The 16,791-nt window shown below is 52.7% G+C and carries 16 protein-coding genes and 1 pseudogene; 1 reads left to right on the top strand and 16 read right to left on the bottom strand.

The window, feature by feature from the left end; genetic code table 11:
• Positions 1-223: 223 nt before the first annotated feature.
• The 13 genes from LKD71_RS16595 to LKD71_RS16535 form a co-directional block, all read right to left on the bottom strand.
• Entirely contained in the window at positions 224-865 is a 642-nt protein-coding gene (locus LKD71_RS16595; protein ID WP_227616254.1) for a precorrin-8X methylmutase, read from the bottom strand.
• A gap of 3 nt (positions 866-868) precedes the next feature.
• A complete protein-coding gene (locus LKD71_RS16590; RefSeq protein WP_227616253.1) occupies positions 869-2,392 on the bottom strand; it encodes a cobyric acid synthase in 1,524 nt (507 codons plus the stop codon).
• A 27-nt stretch (positions 2,393-2,419) separates the two neighbouring features.
• The gene (gene cobD, locus LKD71_RS16585; protein WP_178046169.1) at positions 2,420-3,460 is read right to left on the bottom strand and encodes a threonine-phosphate decarboxylase CobD; all 1,041 of its coding nucleotides are present in this window, start codon (positions 3,458-3,460) and stop codon (positions 2,420-2,422) included.
• A gap of 13 nt (positions 3,461-3,473) precedes the next feature.
• On the bottom strand, positions 3,474-4,436 hold the full coding sequence (gene cbiB / locus LKD71_RS16580) for an adenosylcobinamide-phosphate synthase CbiB (RefSeq protein ID WP_178046170.1): 963 nt from the start codon (positions 4,434-4,436) through the stop codon (positions 3,474-3,476).
• Positions 4,433-5,908, bottom strand: a complete 1,476-nt coding sequence (locus LKD71_RS16575) for a cobyrinate a,c-diamide synthase (RefSeq protein ID WP_227616252.1) — start codon at positions 5,906-5,908, stop codon at positions 4,433-4,435. Before LKD71_RS16575 ends, cbiB begins: the two co-directional genes overlap by 4 nt.
• A complete protein-coding gene (gene cobK / locus LKD71_RS16570; RefSeq protein WP_178046172.1) occupies positions 5,901-7,892 on the bottom strand; it encodes a precorrin-6A reductase in 1,992 nt (663 codons plus the stop codon). The genes LKD71_RS16575 and cobK overlap by 8 nt, the downstream gene beginning before the upstream one ends.
• Positions 7,876-8,616, bottom strand: a complete 741-nt coding sequence (gene cobJ, locus LKD71_RS16565) for a precorrin-3B C(17)-methyltransferase (RefSeq protein ID WP_178046173.1) — start codon at positions 8,614-8,616, stop codon at positions 7,876-7,878. Before cobJ ends, cobK begins: the two co-directional genes overlap by 17 nt.
• Positions 8,609-9,664: a cobalt-precorrin 5A hydrolase gene (locus LKD71_RS16560; RefSeq protein WP_227616251.1), complete on the bottom strand. Its 1,056-nt coding sequence runs from the start codon at positions 9,662-9,664 to the stop codon at positions 8,609-8,611. Before LKD71_RS16560 ends, cobJ begins: the two co-directional genes overlap by 8 nt.
• Positions 9,661-10,419: a precorrin-4 C(11)-methyltransferase gene (cobM, locus tag LKD71_RS16555; RefSeq protein ID WP_227616250.1), complete on the bottom strand. Its 759-nt coding sequence runs from the start codon at positions 10,417-10,419 to the stop codon at positions 9,661-9,663. The genes LKD71_RS16560 and cobM overlap by 4 nt, the downstream gene beginning before the upstream one ends.
• Positions 10,416-11,108 carry a precorrin-2 C(20)-methyltransferase gene (gene cobI, locus LKD71_RS16550; RefSeq protein WP_227616249.1) on the bottom strand — a complete coding sequence of 231 codons (693 nt, stop codon included), beginning with the start codon at positions 11,106-11,108 and terminating at the stop codon, positions 10,416-10,418. The genes cobM and cobI overlap by 4 nt, the downstream gene beginning before the upstream one ends.
• Positions 11,105-12,268 (bottom strand): cobalt-precorrin-5B (C(1))-methyltransferase CbiD, encoded by a 1,164-nt coding sequence (cbiD, locus tag LKD71_RS16545; RefSeq protein WP_178046785.1) that lies wholly within the window; start codon positions 12,266-12,268, stop codon positions 11,105-11,107. The genes cobI and cbiD overlap by 4 nt, the downstream gene beginning before the upstream one ends.
• 103 nt (positions 12,269-12,371) lie before the next feature.
• Complete coding sequence (locus tag LKD71_RS16540) at positions 12,372-12,881, bottom strand: EutP/PduV family microcompartment system protein (RefSeq protein ID WP_178046786.1); 510 nt, start codon at positions 12,879-12,881, stop codon at positions 12,372-12,374.
• Positions 12,881-13,261, bottom strand: a complete 381-nt coding sequence (locus LKD71_RS16535; RefSeq protein WP_178046787.1) for a BMC domain-containing protein — start codon at positions 13,259-13,261, stop codon at positions 12,881-12,883. The genes LKD71_RS16540 and LKD71_RS16535 overlap by 1 nt, the downstream gene beginning before the upstream one ends.
• 278 nt (positions 13,262-13,539) lie before the next feature.
• Here LKD71_RS16535 and LKD71_RS16530 point away from each other — a divergent pair, with 278 nt between their 5' ends.
• Complete coding sequence (locus tag LKD71_RS16530) at positions 13,540-14,562, top strand: asparaginase (protein ID WP_331466506.1); 1,023 nt, start codon at positions 13,540-13,542, stop codon at positions 14,560-14,562.
• A gap of 38 nt (positions 14,563-14,600) precedes the next feature.
• Here LKD71_RS16530 and LKD71_RS16525 read toward each other — a convergent pair whose 3' ends face one another.
• The 3 genes and pseudogenes from LKD71_RS16525 to LKD71_RS16515 form a co-directional block, all read right to left on the bottom strand.
• A complete protein-coding gene (locus LKD71_RS16525) occupies positions 14,601-15,089 on the bottom strand; it encodes an NUDIX hydrolase (protein ID WP_227616248.1) in 489 nt (162 codons plus the stop codon).
• 190 nt (positions 15,090-15,279) lie between these two features.
• Positions 15,280-15,696 (bottom strand): annotated as a pseudogene (locus LKD71_RS16520) (N-6 DNA methylase); the annotation flags it as partial.
• Positions 15,692-16,579, bottom strand: coding sequence for an RluA family pseudouridine synthase (locus LKD71_RS16515; RefSeq protein ID WP_227616247.1), 888 nt, complete (start codon positions 16,577-16,579; stop codon positions 15,692-15,694). The pseudogene LKD71_RS16520 and the gene LKD71_RS16515, both read right to left, overlap by 5 nt.
• Positions 16,580-16,791: the final 212 nt, after the last annotated feature.

Raw genomic sequence — 16,791 nt, 5'->3', positions numbered from 1 at the left:
TTGCGGGAGCTGCTTTGCAGCGGAGCAATTCGTAGGCATCAGTTGGGGGCAAAAGACCTTTTGACCCCAACATCATCCTATGAGAGCGACAATGAAGATACCTATTTGGATCAGATCCGAATAGGTAACGTACATTGGCAGGCCGCCTTGGTTTGTTCTGACTTCCCATGAATTCAATATAACATGTACTTCTAATGATTGCAATCCATTAGTTTATGTTTTTTCATCCTCGGTCATCATTGAGCATATACAGCAGTGCATTGACAATGCAGGCAGCGATGTTGCTTCCGCCTTTCCGACCGGCGGCGACAATGTAGGGGACATCGGTGTGCATGATCAGTTCTTTGGACTGGACCACGTTGACGAAGCCCACGGGGACGCCGATGATGAGTTCCGGGTTCAGTTTCTTGTCCTCGATGAGCTCATAGAGGCGGACCAGAGCTGTCGGAGCGTTTCCAACGGCGAAAATCAGGGGCTTTTCAAGGGTCAGGGCCTTGTCCATGCTGGCGGTGGCCCGGGTGGTTCCCTCGGCTTTCGCTCTGGCAGCCACATCTTCATCGGACATGAAGCAGCAGACCTCGCCGCCGTAGCGGGCCAGCGCCCGTTTGTTAATGCCTGCCCTGGCCATCTGGGTGTCGGTCACGATCCAGGCGCCATTTTTGATGGCGTTCAGGGCTTTTTCCACCGCGCCCTCGGAGAAACGGAGATTCTTCGCATAATCAAAATCCGCACTCGTATGGATGCAGCGCTTGACGATCAGCTCGGTTCCGGGAATCAGCGGCGTATCGCCCAGTTCCTCTGTGATGATCTCAAAACTTCTTTTTTCAATGTCTCTCGGAAGGACATTTTCCAGTTCTACCTTCATCTTCTATTCCTCCAGTCCCTTTTCCAGAATCTCATAGATCTTTTCCATATCAAGGTGCGCTCGCAGGCCCTCGGCCAGCTTGTCATACTGACTTTCCTTGAAGGCCGTAAAATCGATCGATGCCACGGAAGACATATCGATACCTTTCCGCTCGCCCAGAGCCATGACAATGGTCTTCACCACGCCTTCTTTGTCAAAAACGCCGTGAACGTAGGTGCCATAAATGTTGTCATGGCAAGCTCCGTCCAGCTTTTCTTCCGCCGTACCGGCAGCCGCATGGTTGCAGATCTTTGTGGAGGCCTGACAGCCCTCTTTTCTCGTGGTGGCTCCCATATGGATTTCGTAGCCCTCGATAGCGACACCATTCAGCGATTTCAGCACGCCGGAAAGTCCCTCAAAGCTTCCGGTCACTCTGGTTCTCGTCTTTTCTCCCTCGAAAACCGTGTCGATCGGCAGAAGGCGCATACCGCGGATCTCCCCTCCGGCTTCCACGCCCATCGGGTCTTTGAGGCTCTCTCCCATCATCTGATAGCCGCCGCAGACGCCAAAGATCACGGTTCCGGCCCCGGCTTTCTTGAGAATCGCCGCTTCCAGACCGTTCTGGCGCATCCAGAGCAGATCCTCCATCGTGTTTTTCGTTCCCGGAAGGATAATCATATCCGGATTCTTAAGCTCCGCCGCGTTCTGCACATAGCGGAGGGACACGCCCTCGATACCCTCGAAGGGGTTGAAATCCGTAAAGTTGGAAATTCTCGGTACCCGGATCACGGCGATATCGATAAGAGCCGTCTCCTGGCTTCCGTGAAAACGCTCCGTCAGGCTGTCCTCGTCGTCCAGCTCCAGCTGCATATAGGGAGCCACGCCGACCACCGGAATGTGAGCCAAATCCTCCAGCATCTCGATGCCCGGGTCCAGAATCGTCTTGTCTCCCCGGAATTTGTTGATGACGAGACCTTTCACCATCTTCTTTTCTTCCTCGGTGAGAAGCATCACCGTCCCGACGAGCTGGGCAAAGACTCCGCCCCGATCGATATCTCCCACCAGAAGCACCGGCGCTTTCGCCATTTTTGCCATACCCATGTTGACCAGATCGTCCTTCTTGAGATTGATCTCCGCCGGACTTCCCGCACCCTCGATGACGATGATATCATACTCGGCTGCCAGGTGGTCGAAGGCCTCCTGCACCTTCGGAATCAGCTGTTTTTTGAAGGCGAAATACTCTCTCGCCGGCATATTTCCCAGAACTTCCCCATTTACGATCACCTGGGAGCCCACGTCGTTAGTAGGTTTCAGAAGGATCGGGTTCATGTAGACACTGGGCTTGATTCCTGCGGCCTCCGCCTGCATGACCTGGGCTCTTCCCATCTCGAGCCCCTCCTCTGTGATGAAGGAGTTTAAGGCCATATTCTGAGACTTAAAGGGCGCTACCTTATAGCCGTCCTGCTTGAAGATCCGGCAGAGGCCCGCCGCCAGAAGACTTTTTCCGGCGTTGGACATCGTGCCCTGGATCATAATCGTTTTTGCCATATCGATTTCCTTTCCTTTGTAAAAAAATCAGCTCAAGACTTCCGCGAAAGCCCGCATCAGCGCCTCGTTTTCCCTGTGGCCTCGGACCGCAATGCGGAAATATCCTTTCTTCAGGCCGCGGTAATTGCTGCAGTCCCTGATCAGGATGCTTTTCGCCAGCAACTTTTCTGCCAGATCTTCCGGCGCCTTGAAAAAGATAAAATTCGCTCTCGCCGAAAAGACCGTAAGCCCCAGTTTCCGCATCTCGTGCTCCAGAAAGCTTCGTTCCTCCCGGATCACAGTCCGCACTTCATACACATAAAACTCTTCTTCCAGGGCAGCCTCACCGGCCACCTGGGCCAGCGTGGAGACGCTCCAGGGCTGCATGACAGAGCGCATTTTTTCCCGGATTCTCTCATTGGCCGTCATACAGTAACCGAGCCGGAGGCCGGGCATCGCATATATTTTCGTAAAAGCATCCAGAATCACGAGATTCGGATACTGTTCGAGATAAGGCTTCATCGTGACCGCTTCCGCGTCATCCAGAAACTTATTGAAACACTCGTCCACGACAAGCAGGCAGCCACATTCCCGGCACCGCTCCGCCGCCGCGATCAGAAACGCCCGGTCCACAGTTCCTCCTGTGGGATTATTCGGATTGCACAGGAAAACCATATCCAGCTCTTCCGTGATGTTCTGAAAGTAATCCTCCTGATAGGCAAACCCCTGCGCTTCTTTTAATTCATAAAAAGAAAGCTCACAGCCTGCGCCCGAAAGGGCCTGCTCATACTCTGCAAAGCCCGGCGCGGCCACCAGAGCCCGCTTCGGTTTAAGCCCGTTTGCCAGGGCAAAAATAAGCTCCGCCGCTCCGTTTCCACAGAGGATAAAATCTGCCGGAATCCCTTCCTTCTCGGAGAGCATCGCCCGGAGAGAGCGGCATTCCACATCCGGATAATGTACCAGCCGGTCCAGAGAAGCCAGGATAGCCTCTTCAGACCGCTTCGGAATCCCCAAAGGGCTGATGTTGGCAGAATAATCCATCTCTATGTTTCTTGAATATATATCTCCGCCATGCTTATGTTTTTTCATTCTTTTCTCCTTTTTATGCCCAGAGCACCAGAAACTTCACGAGGGAAAATACCAGCAGTGACAGGAGCGCCGTCGCATAGAGAAGCTGGTTGGCTCTCTTGATATCCTCGTACTCCACTGGTCTTAAATCGTCCCCGATCGTGGGTTTCTTGTAGAGTTTTCCAAAATACCAGGCATCTCCTGCCAGCTGCACCCGAAGAGCTCCCGCCATGACGGCTTCGGTCTGGGCGGAATTGGGGCTGGCGTGATTCTTCCGGTCCCGCTTGAAAATCTTCCAGGCGTTTGCCCGGTCAAGGCCTATAAAACCGGAGGCCAGCACCATGAGAATGCCGGAAAGCCGGGCCGGGATGAAATTCACCACATCGTCCAGCTTCGCCGCAAAACGGCCAAAATACAGGTACTTGTCGTTCTTGTAGCCCACCATGGAGTCCATGGTATTGATGGATTTGTAGAACCAGCCGAAAACAGCCCCGCCGATCGCCATGAAAAGCATCGGAGCGATGATGCCGTCGGAAGTATTTTCCGCCACGGTCTCTACCGCCGCCTTGGTCACGCCTTTTTCATCCAGCACCGCCGTGTCCCGGCCCACGATCATTGAGACGGCATAGCGGCTTCCCTCAAGGTCGCCTGCTGCCAGCTTGTCATAGACCTTCATGCTCTCATCCTTCAGAGACTTGGTGGCAAGAAGCCAGTAGCAGAGGATCATCTCCACCACAAATCTCGCCTGGACGCACCAGAGGCCTGCAAAATAGAGAAGCAGCGCCGGCACCGCCGTCGTCACGGCCATAACAAGGACTGCCATGAGAGTGCCGCCGGCCAGCTCGCCTTTTTCCGTTTTCGGGAAAATTTTCCGGATCACTTTCTCCAGGAAAGAAATCAGCGCCCCTACCAGCCGCACGGGATGATAGAGAAAATGCGGATCCCCGATGAGAAGATCCAGTAAAAAGCCCGCCAGAAGGGCCAATAGTGATATCATACGTTTTTACTCCTTTGACGGACACAGGCTTCCAAAAATTCCAGGGCCAGCGCCGGATTGCTGTAATAATAAAGATGTGGGAAACCGAACAGCTGAGTCTCAGTTCCATGAATACAATCCCAGGAACGCTTTCTTAAGGGCTTTTTCGCATGGAAATCGGTCCCGCAGGAAGTGCTGTCAAAATAGTGGAACTCATGGGCTCTCAAGACACCGACGTCCTGTCCTAGGAATTTTCTGTCCTCCGCATTTCCCGTGAGCTCGATGTAGCCGAAACGCCCCAGTTTTTCCGTCTTATAAGCCCTTCCGTCGATGACGTCCGCCATCTCCCAGGCGTTCCCTTCCATATCCTCCATTGTGGTGTGAAGATACATGAAACCACCGCACTCCGCCAGACAGGGGAAGCCGTTTTTCAGGCGATCCCGGATTTCCTGTCTCATGGAGACGTTCTCTGAGAGTTCCCGTGCGGAAAGCTCCGGATAGCCGCCGTAGAGAAGAAGGCCGTCGCAGTTTTCGGGAAAATGTTTGTCGTGGAGAGGGGAGAAAAAGGTGATTTCTGCTCCCAGTTCTTTTAAGAGGCCCAGATTATCTTCATAAATAAAGCAGAAGGCTTCGTCCTTGGCCACGGCGATACGGGGCCTGTGGACACAGACGCTAGCGACTTCCGGGGAGGAGAGAATTTTTTTCAAGGTTGCCGGAAGTCCTGCATCGTCCTCTGTTTCCGTTGAAACTGCCGGGTTCCGGCTGTCAGCATTTCTGTCTGCAACCTCCAATTTTTCCGTCTCCCCCGCCAGCTCAATCAGTCCGTCGATATCCAACGATTTCTCCAGCATCTCCGCCAGATGGTCAAATTTCTCGGAGAGCTCTTTTACCTCATCCGGGAGCACCAGCCCCAGATGACGGCTCTCCAGATTCAGCTCCATAAGCTTCGGCACATAGCCAAAAACCCGGATGCCGAGTTCCTCCTCCACCCGACTTTTCACCTCCGGATAGAGCATCGGGGACATGCGGTTCAGGATCACACCCTTGATATGGCTCTCTTTTTTATAGGTAAGAAAACCTTTGATCTCTGCCAGTGCGGAAAGGCTCATACCGCGAGTATCCACGATCAGAACTGCCGGTGTCTTCGTCACTGCCGCCAGATCATAGGCGCTGGCCTTCGTGTCGATACCGCCCAGACCGTCATAGTAGCCCATGACGCCTTCCACCACGGAGATATCCGTATCCTCGGCTCCCCGCTTCATCAGATAACGGGTCGTCTCCTCATCGGTAAAAAAGGTATCGAGATTCCGGGATTTCGCTCCCAGCACCCGGGAATGAAACATGGGGTCGATGTAGTCCGGGCCGCATTTAAAGGAGGAGACCCGAAGCCCCCGTTTTCTTAAAGCCGCCAGGATTCCGCAGGTCACAAGGGTCTTTCCGCTGCCGCTTTTCGGCGCGGTCAGAAGAAACCGCGGAGTATTGTTTTTACTCATCTTCCTCCCCCTTTCCGGTGCAGGAGATCACATAGACCGGATTCTGCCCCATCATCATATGGTACCTTCCGATCTCTTTTGACTCTCCGATCATGGCCGTCACAATGTCGCTGTCCGTCACAGGAAGACTTTTCAAAGCTTCCAGAGCTTCTGCCACGGTCTCCAGCGCGATCGCATTGATGACAAACCGCACCCTCGGATTTTTCTCAAGAGCCGCCTCCATAATGCAAATCAGATTGCCGGAGGAACCGCCGATAAACACATGGGTCGGCGCAGGCAGCTCCTTTAAGGCCTCCGGCGCCAGCCCCGGAACGATCGTCAGGTTGTCGAGGGCAAATTTCCGCCGGTTTTCCTCCAGAAGTTCTACCGCTTCATCCTTTTTCTCAATGGCCCAGACCTCGCCTCTCGGACACTGTCTTGCCATCTCGACCGAAACAGAACCGGTTCCGGCTCCCACATCCCAGCAGATGGAATCTTCCTCAAGAGCCAGCTTGGAAAGAGAAATGCTCCGTATGCCCTGCTTCGTCATCGGTACCTTTGCCCGGAGAAATACATCGTCGGAAAGACCGTGGGTCGTGAGTTTTTCCGGCGTTTCGTTGACCAGAAGCACCACGGAGAGAGGATCAAAAAGCTGTCCTTTCAGACTCTCCGGCGTTCCTTCCGTGATCTGTTCTTCCGGATAGGAAAGGCGCTCGCCCACATAGATTTTCACCTCATCCATTCCATAAGAGAGAAGCTTGTCGCAAATCTTCGCGATGCCATCTTTTTCACCCACCAGGGCAAAAACCTTTCGGTTCCGCTTGACGGCTCCGATCAGGTTCTGCTTTCTTCCGTGGACGCTCATGAGACAGACATCCTCCCACGCAAGATGAAGCTTCCCTAAGAAATAGACCACGGAGGAAATGCCGGAATAGACCTCGATCTTCTCCCCTTCAAAGGCTTCGTAGAGCTTCTTGGCTCCGCTGTAAAAGCCCACATCCCCGGAGAGAAGAATCGCCGCTCTCTCATACTCCGGATGAGCGTAGACGTAATCCCGGATCTCTGTGGGCCGGTAGGAGACAAATTTCGGTTTGCCATAGCTGTCGGTCTCCTCCAGCATCCGTCCCGCGCCGATGAGCACATCCGCCTCCCGGATGGCCCGCTCTGCCTCCAGCGTCCGGTTTGCCGGATTTCCCATGCCGATGCCGATGAGGCTGATCGCCCTTTTCGCCGGAATGGCATAGCGCTCCATCAGAAGATGCTTCACCTCAAGGAAGGATTTTCCTTCGGTGCCCGGCTCCTTCGGCCGGCCGATGAGAATGACTTTGGCTCCGGCTTCTCTGGCGGAGAGAAGCTTTTCCTCAAAACCACCCACTTTGCCGGAGTCTTTTGTCACCAGATAAGCCGCGTCAAACTGCTTCAGCATCGCGGTGTTCAGCTCTTTGCTGAAGGGTCCCTGCATGCAGATGAGGTGTTTTCCCACGAACCCCAGGGAAGCCGCCATTGTAGCCACCTCCGGTGTCGAAAGCACCCGGGCATAGAGGCGTTTTTCAAAATCCGGAAGAGCCGTGAAGGCTTTCAGCTCCTTGCTTCCTGTCGTCAGAAGCACGTTGCCCTCCGTCTGTTTCAGATACTCCACGGCTCCCGCCGTGTCCTCCACGAAAATACAATCCGCCGTGTCTGTACTCTGCTCTCTCAAGAGGCGGATGTACTCGGTGCCAGTATGGGTACAGGCCTCACGGATATTTTCCGAAACCACCACCGCGTAAGGGTGGGTTGCATCCACCACGGTTCCGATCTCTTCCTCCCGGAAAAAAGCTTCCATTTCGCCCTCTTCCATCCGTCCCTGATGAATTTTCAGGAAAGGTCCGGGTGAGAGAAGGGTCTCACCGTACTCCGTCGCCACGGAAATCTCGGCCTCGACCTCTCTTTCACTCAGAAATTCTGCCAGCTCCCGTCCTTCCGTCGTTCCTGCAAAAATCAGAATCTTACTCTTCTTTTCCATGTCTGTACCCTCTCGGAGTAACCATCTTTCCGTTGATCTCTTTTGTCATGGAGTTGCCTACAAAAACTGTGGTAAACATATCCACCTGGGTATCCCGAAGCTCCTGTAAGGTCAGAATGCGATACGTCTCGCCTTCCCTGCCGATGTTCTGCACCAGACCACAGACGGTCTCCGGAGCCTTGTGCTGAAGCATGAGATCGCAGGCTTTCTGGAGATAATCCTTTCTCTTATGACTGGAGGGATTGTAAAGGCAGATGACAAAGTCCGCCTCGCTGGCCAGAAGCAGCCGCTTCTCGATTTTTTCCCAGGGGGTCAGAAGGTCGCTTAAGCTGATCAGGGCAAAATCGTGAATCAGGGGCGCGCCGAGCACTGCCGCTCCGCCTGTCGCCGCCGTCACGCCGGGGATCACCTCGACTTCCACCTCCGGATAGTCCACGCCGATCTCCAGCATCAGGCCGGACATGCCGTAAACGCCGGCGTCTCCGCTGCAGATCATCGCCACGGTCTTTCCTTTTTTCGCCTCCTCGAAGGCCAGGACGCAGCGGTCCACTTCCTTTCTCATGGGAGTGGTGAGGAATTCCTTGTCTGCAAAATGCGCCTTCACCAGATCCACATAAACCGTATAACCAACGATCGTATCGCAGGATGACAGGGCGTTGGCTGCCCGCATCGTCATCTGTTCATATTCTCCCGGGCCAATGCCCACCACATAGATCTTACTCAAATTCAACGCTCCATTCTTTCACAGCCAGCGCCACGGTGACGCCGTTTCCCGCTGCTTTTTTCTGTATAAGTTTTCCGCCGTCACTCAAAAGAACGGCGCTTCTCTCGCACACATTATCCACCCCGGCCACGTTTTTCACGAAGGACGAGGGGGTAAAATCTCCTTCCGCTTCGGAGAGCTCCTCCGCAGAATAGGTCTGAAAATCCAGTCCGTACTTTTCGCAAAAAGCCAAAATCCCCGGTTCCTCCGCCTTGAGATCGACGCTGGCCGCTCCCATCAGACTGTGGATGGAAAGGCGGTTCCGGGAAAGAGCTTCCAGGACTGCCTCCTCGATGGCAGCCTCCTCTTTTCCTTTCCGGCAGCCGAGCCCTAAGGCCACAATCTTCGGAATCAGATGAAGGGTACAGGGAAACGGATGAAACGTTTCGTTCAGGGCAATGACAATGCCCGTTTTCCCCTCAAAGGGTTCCGTTCCCTTCAAAAGCTCCAGCTCCTCCGGCATCTCGCCCAGAATCGGGAAATCTGTCACCAGGCCGATCTTTTTCTCATCCAGCACATCAGCAGAGACCTGCTTTGCCGCCTTCATATCCGCGATCCAGAGCTTCTGCTTCTTCGCGAACACATCCACAGCAAAACGGCCGTTGACGTCGGTGGCTGTCGTAATCACCGGAATCGCTCCCGTGAGGTTGGCAAGCTTTCCCGCCAGCTCATTGGCCCCGCCGATATGGCCGGAGAGCAGAGAAATCGCAAAAATGCCCTTCTCATCCATAACCACCACCGCCGGGTCTTTTCTCTTATCCGCCACAAAGGGCGCAATGCTCCGGACGGCGATGCCCGTCGCTCCGATAAACAGCAGAGCATCCTGACTTTCAAACATTTTCTCCGTCCAGTCATGAAGAGAAGTCGTCAGTGGAGAAAGCCCGGCGCTTTCCGCATATTTTGCCAGAGCCGTACTCTCCACCTCGATGCCTTCCCGGCTCAAAAGCTCGCTCACGGACCGGTTCAGTCTGCTTCCCCGCTCGGTGAAGCTGATGACTGCCAGTTTCATTTTGTCGCCTCCCGGAACTCTGTAGTGAAGGCCGGGTTATAAAGCTCGGAACGGTTGTAGTGGCTGTGAGTCACCACATCGCCGATGATCATCAGAGCTGTCTTCGTGATGTTGTTCTTTTTCGCTGTCTCTGCCAGGGTTCCCACTGTGCATACAAAGGCTCTCTCATCCTCCCAGGTAGCCTTGTATACAATAGCCGCCGGCGTGTCTTTTGTATACCCGCCGGCGATCAAGCGCTCGGAGAGTTTTTCCAGCATACCGGTACTCAAAAATACCACCATCGTCGCATGGTGAGAAGCCAGAGAGGCGATCTCCTCTTTTTCCGGCACCGGGGTTCTTCCGGCCATGCGGGTGATGATGACGCTCTGGGAAACGTCCGGCAAAGTGTATTCAAGATTCAGGGCGCTGGCAGCTCCGCAGAAAGAGCTGACACCGGGACAGTAATCGTAGACAATGCCTTTTTCATCCAGCACATCCATCTGCTCGCGGATTGCTCCGTAAAGGCAGGGATCTCCGGTGTGAAGCCGGACCGTCATAAGGCCGTCTTTTTCCGCCTCAAACATAACGTCCAGCACTTCCTCCAGCGTCATCGTGGCGCTGTTGTAAACCTTACAGCCCTCTTTTTTCTCATTCAGAAGCTCCGGATTTACCAGGGAACCGGCATAAATGATCACATCGGCCTCCTGAAGAAATTTCTGTCCGCGGACAGTGATAAGGTCCGGTGCTCCGGAACCTGCTCCTACGAAATGTATCATTCTTTTCCTTCCTCCTTGACAATAATCAGCGAATAATAACCGGCGCTTTCCGGGATCTCTTCCCCGGAAGCATAGATTTTCTCATCCGGCATGCCGCAGTTTTCGATCATCACGGCATTTTTTCCAAAATCTTTTACCTGTTCCTGCACATATTTCATCTGTTTTCCGGCCTTCATCAGCACCTTGGTGCCCGGAAGCTTTAAGGCCTCCTCGATCTGATAGGATGCCGGGATCACATGAAGGGGCTCGCTTCTCTCCACGAGACTCATGTTCATCCGGGCTGCCACCGCGCAGAAAGAGGTGATGCCGCTGACGATGACCACCGGATACCCTTTCGCCTCGAGGCGCTGGTGTACATACATATAGGTTGAGTAAACGGTAGGATCGCCGAGAGTTAAAAACACGACATTTTTTCCCTGGTCCAGTATTTCAGCCACCCGGTCCGCCGCGCGGTCATAGTTTTCCTTCAGAATCTTTTTATCTTTTGTCATGGGCATGGCAAGGGCCAGGAGTGTCTTGTCCGCAAGCTCCGGCACGGCCTGGACCGAGATCTTGTAAGCCACAGTCTCCTTCGGGTCCTCTCCCGGAAGGGCAATGACCTCGTTTTCCCGGATCAGCCGCACCGCCTTTAAAGTCAGAAGCTCCGGATCTCCCGGTCCGATTCCCACGCCATATAAGGTTCCTTTCATGTTGTTCCTCCTTCATTTTTGCCCGTACGAAAATGCTGGAGCATTTCCTGGGCTCCTTCGGTTTCCCCTAAGAAACCGTGCTCATTGGAAAAAAGAATCGCCTCCGTCGGAAAGGCCTCCCCGATCCGATGCTGGAGATAGTAATGCACCCGGGGTATGATCTCCGCCATGGTCTTTTCCAGAAGATTTTTCTCCTTTAAAATGCCGATGGCCTCCACAGTCGTGATGGTCTCGAGAAGCCGCTTTGCCGTCTCAAGATCCGCTCCCGCCCGGATGGCCGCCGCCGTCATGAGTTCCGCCCGGGAATCAGCGCAGCGGGAATGGGTATTCATGATACCGCCGGAAACTTTGATGAATTTTCCGATATCCGCCACAAAAAGAATCCCTTTAATGCCGAGATTCACCGCGTAGTCCAGGGTCTCCCCCACATAGTTGCTGCATTTGACGGAATTTTCCACGTCCACATCCGGATAGGTGCTGACAAAAGCCGCCCCATAGTTTCCCGGTGTGACAAGAAGATAATCTCCGCTCTCTTTTCGCAAACGCATCTCCGCATGGATGCTGGCAATCAGGGCATCTTCGCTCATGGGCACCACAATGCCGCTGGTCCCGAGAACGGAAATGCCTCCTATAATTCCAAGTCTTGGATTAAAGGTCTTTTTCGCCACCTCTTCCCCGCCGGGAATCGAGATCACCACGGAAAAACCGCCCGCATAACCGAAGGCATCCGCAACGTCCTCCACAGCTTCCCGGATCATGGTACGCGGCATCTTGTTGATGGCAGCCGCTCCCACAGGCTGTTCCAGGCCTTTTTTTGTCACCCGGCCCACGCCTCTGCCTCCGTCAATATCCACGCCGCTTTCCTTTTTCTTACACACCGCAGCGTAGACCAGAAGGCCATGGGTGGCATCCGGGTCGTCCCCGCCGTCCTTTCGGACCGCACAGGAAACCTCCTCCGTCCCCTGATGGATATCCAGAATCTCCAAATGGAGCAAAATCCCCTTCGGGGTCATAAGATCGATGTTTTCCACTTTTTCTCCGGTCAGGAGCATCCGCGCCGCCGCCTTTGCAGCAGCCGCCGCGCAGGAGCCGGTGGTGTAGCCGTACCGGAGTTTTTTGTTGTTTTTGATCACATAGTAATCTTCCAGTCCATTCTTCATGGATTGCTCCCACCTTTCCCATAAAAACCGTTTTCATTATATTATGCGAGGGTTTTGCTGTCAACAAGAGGGCATAAGAAAAAGACTGCCGCAGCAGCCTTTCTTATGCGTCTTTTTTCCCAAATTTTGTAGAGGTAACTTTCCTCGGTTTCTCTGCCTCTTTCTTGTCCCAGGGCAGAACGTCCCCCGGTTCTTTCAGGTATTCGAGGATCTGCCAGATCCCTTCTCCCGTATAAGAACTCACCCGGAAAACCGTCTCGCAGCCGCAAAGCCGAAGCCACCGCTCCGCCTGATCCGGATTGGCCCTCGGCGCGTCGATCTGGGTCACGATCCCGATGACCGGCCGCATGGACTGGGCCACGATGTTCGGCGGAAACAGGGAATAAGGCTCCTCCGCGTTGATGACCAGGCCCACCACATCCGCCTCATAGGAATAGAGGGCCAGGGCATAACCCAGACGGTTGGTCTCCGCGTACTCTCCCGGCGTGTCAATCACCACGTCAAAATGGTTCACATACTGTGTCTTGTGATAATGGAGCGTATCTCCTTTCAGTGCCTGGCGAAGGGTGGTCTTTCCACATTCACTGCGCCCCATGAGGATGATCTTTTTCATCAGGTTCTCGTCACTTCACAGATCGTAAAGCCGAGCTTCTCTTTGAGATAGAGATTGATCTCGATGATGGCGTTTTCCACCTCCGCCACCTTTCCCGTAAAGAGCAGGGTGCCGCTGAAACGATCGATAAAGCCCATGTCAATGTTGGCTTTCTTCATGGCGATATCCGCTGCGATGACGGAAATCTCTGCCGGGCTCAGGCTTAAGATGCCGATGGCAGCCCGGTTATAATCCAGCTTCGGATCAAGCCCCAGCTTCCGGTAAATAATAGGGTCCGGACTTGCAATCACATGGGCCAGCGTCACCTGTTTGCCGGGAACCAGCTCCTGCACGATTCTCATCTTCTGTTCTCCCTGGGGGATAAAGTCTTCTATATTCATGTTGTTTTGTGCTCCTTTCTCCGGCAGTCGATGCCATCTGTAAAAGAATTTCTATTCTGATAAACCGGCCTGCATGCAGCATTCCGCCGAATTGCTGAAGTATTTGGGATCTATCCGTACGGGCTTTTTGCCCCATTATTATAACTTCATGATACCACGCAATCCAACAAAATACAACAGTGTTTTCTTTTTACAAAGTCTGTGTTATACTGTTGCTATCTTTGGGCGGAGGCCGGCATTTTCGCTTCTGTTCGTACTACCAGGAGGGTATTTTTACCATGAAAAAGATTCTTTTGATCGCCACTGGCGGAACCATCGCTTCCAAATACACCAGCGAGGGACTCTGCCCGCAGATCTCTTCCGAGGAACTTCTAAGCTATGTTCCCACAGCCCGGAAGTTCTGCGAGATCGACACCGTTCAGCCTTTCAATCTCGACAGCACCAACATTAACGCCTCCCAGTGGCTGGCTCTTGCGGCTCTTATCGAGAGAAAGTACGAATACTATGACGGCTTCGTAATCTGCCACGGCACGGATACCATGGCCTACACGGCTGCCGCCCTTTCCTATCTCATTCAGAACAACCGGAAACCCGTCGTCATCACCGGCGCCCAGAAGCCCATCGACCTTCCCATCACCGACGCCCGGGCCAATCTCCTGGACAGTCTCCGTTTCGCTTCCCATGACCGGGCCCACGGAGTCAATATCGTTTTCGGCGGGGAAGTCATCGCCGGCACCCGGGCGAAGAAAGAGCGCTCCAAGAGCTTCAACGCTTTTTCCAGCATCAATTTTCCGCAGATTGCCATCATTCAGGATTCCCGGATCATCTTCTACATCGATGACAAGGACCAGAGTACCACGCCGCTGAAGTTCTGCCACACTTTAAACGACCGGGTCTTTCTCCTGAAACTGATTCCGGGCATCAGCGGTCGGATTCTGGAGGCCCTCTACGATTCCTATGACGCTGTGATCATCGAGTCTTTCGGCGTCGGCGGCCTTCCAAATTACGGGGACGACAGCTTCCATGAGATGATCCAGAAGTTCATCTCCTCCGGAAAAATTGTCATTATGGCGACCCAGGTCACCCACGAGGGCAGCGATATGGAAATCTATCAGGTCGGAAAGGTGATGAAGGATCAGTTTAATCTCATCGAGTCCTACGATATGACCCTGGAAGCCACCGTAGCCAAGACCATGTGGGCCCTGGGCCAGACTGGTGACGTGGCCGATTTCCAGGAGCTGTTCTACAAAACGATCAATCATGATCTCTTGTTCTGGGATGGGGAGGAAAACCGGAATTAAGCGGGTTTTCAGAGCTTCTTTTTGAAAGACAGGTATGATCATTTCGTATAATCCGCGATCTTCAGTTTCCTGCCGTCCAGAACTGCTTCCGTCAGCTGGTCACCGTTTTCGTAGACCAGCTTTAAGGAGAAAACCGGATAGTTTTCATTCAGAAGTTTGAAAAAGATCTTGTCTCCTTCCCAGAGGTTGAGCTTATGGATCTCGTCCTTTCTGATCCATTCGAGCGTTCCCTCGGGGCAGTCCGTGAGCTTTCCTTCATAGCCTGTGGCCGTGTAAAGAAAAATGCACTCGGATTCCCAGGGATCGCAAATGAAGGTAAGCACACCCCGGAGACGGTAATCCGTAAGCGTCAGGCCGGTCTCCTCCCGGGCTTCTCTTAAAAGGCAATCTTCGGGGCTTTCGCCTTTTTCAAATTTTCCACCGATGCCAATCCATTTGTCTTTGTTGACATCAGCTTTCTTCTTGATGCGGTGAAGCATGAGATAGCTGTCGGCGTTTTCTATGTAGCAGAGGGTTGTGAGGAGCATGGTTGAAAAGTCCTTTCTCTTATGAAAATTATATTGATAAAGATTGATACTAAACGCTGCTTTCATTATTTACCGTAAAACACCGGTTTTTCTGCCACTTTACTCAATTCTGGTCTTATTGAATATGTATACACGCTTAAAGATTTCGACGATAATTCCATATCATGATTGTCTGTCCACAATTCACATTTAAGGTCGGATGTAAGTCACTCGTAAAAGTGTCTGCATTGTACGGTCCAAGATCTGCATCGATGCCGCGAATCGCCATATTCATTTTTGCCATTTTCCAAGTATCCGGGTTAGCTTCCTGTCCATAAACAGAAATTGCACCTCTTTTATGGCTATGTGCTTCAATAAATTTTTCACTCTGTACAAACATACCGCCAGAACCACAACAACAATCATATACCCGGCAGTTATCAAAGGGGCGAAGAATGGAAACCAATGTTTTTACAACGCTGGACGGTGTATAAAATTCTCCACCGCCGACACCTTCTTTTTCAGCAAACTGAGCTATACAATATTCATAGGTACGACCAAGAAGATCTTCGCTTGCTTCCGTATCACTCATATCAATATTATTTGTAAAGATATCAACAACATCACCTTTCATACTCCTTAAAGTCCCCCGGCACCGCTGCCTCAATCACCAGTTTTTCTCCCGTAACCGGATGATGCAATATCAACTTCCACGCATGCAGCGCCGCCCGCGAAAATCCCCCGCACGTTTTCCCATACAAAGGATCACCCAGCAGCGGATGCCCGATCCCCGCCAGATGCACCCGGATCTGGTGTGTCCGGCCGGTAGTGATGTGAACTCGGAGAAGAGCTGCATTCTGAAACTGCCTTTCAACTTTCCAGTAAGTATGAGCTTTCTTCCCATCTGTCAGATTCACTTCCATCCGAATCGGACTGCTCCCCGGCACCTGGCTGATGGGAAGGTGAATCTCCCCAGTCTTTTCCGCAAAATACCCTTCCGCCACTGCCAGATATTCCTTCTCATACCGCCCCCGCTCCCGTTCCTCCGAAAGCCTGGCCGCCGCCAGTTTCGTCTTGGCAAAAAGCACGGCCCCGGAGGTGTCCTTATCCAGCCGCCCGATGGAACGCAAAACAGGCACTTCTCCCTTTTTCTTAAAATATCCCATAAGCAAATTGGCCAGCGTGTCCTGATAATGCCCACCGGAAGGATGCACAAGAATCCCCTCCGGCTTGTTCACCACAATGAGATCTTCATCCTCATAAAGAACAGAGATTGTCCCTTCTGTAGGAATTAGCTGAGAGGAACTTTTCCCTTCCTCTTCCACACTGAGCTCCAGAAGATCCCCCGGCAGAAGCCTCTCAGTCACTCTCCTCCGTTTTCCATTCACCCGGATTCCATCCTCCCGGAACTTCAATGCGCTGATCTGCTTCCTCGAAAATCCCAGTTTTGCCTTTAAAAATTTTTCTATTGTTGTGTTTTCTTCTATCTGATAAGTAAGGATACGTTTCATAAATGATTATTTGTTTCAGTCAATACTCAATCTTCCAGTTAATTTACTTCCATCTTCTGTTCTTTGCATCTTAACCGCGCAATGCTGGAGCTGTACTATTTCTCCAATGTCTACACTGATTCTTTTATTTTCCCAGTGACCCTCACATGACTAAAGTCACATGCTTCCAGACGCTTTAGGCGTCAGACTAAATATCGGCGGATACGCCTGTA

Origin of the sequence: Fusicatenibacter faecihominis, assembly GCF_020686945.1 — a bacterium.
GTDB lineage: Bacteria > Bacillota > Clostridia > Lachnospirales > Lachnospiraceae > Limivivens > Limivivens faecihominis.
The sequence above is the reverse complement of the archived record's forward strand: the minus strand, read 5'-3'. Positions and strand labels throughout refer to the sequence as shown.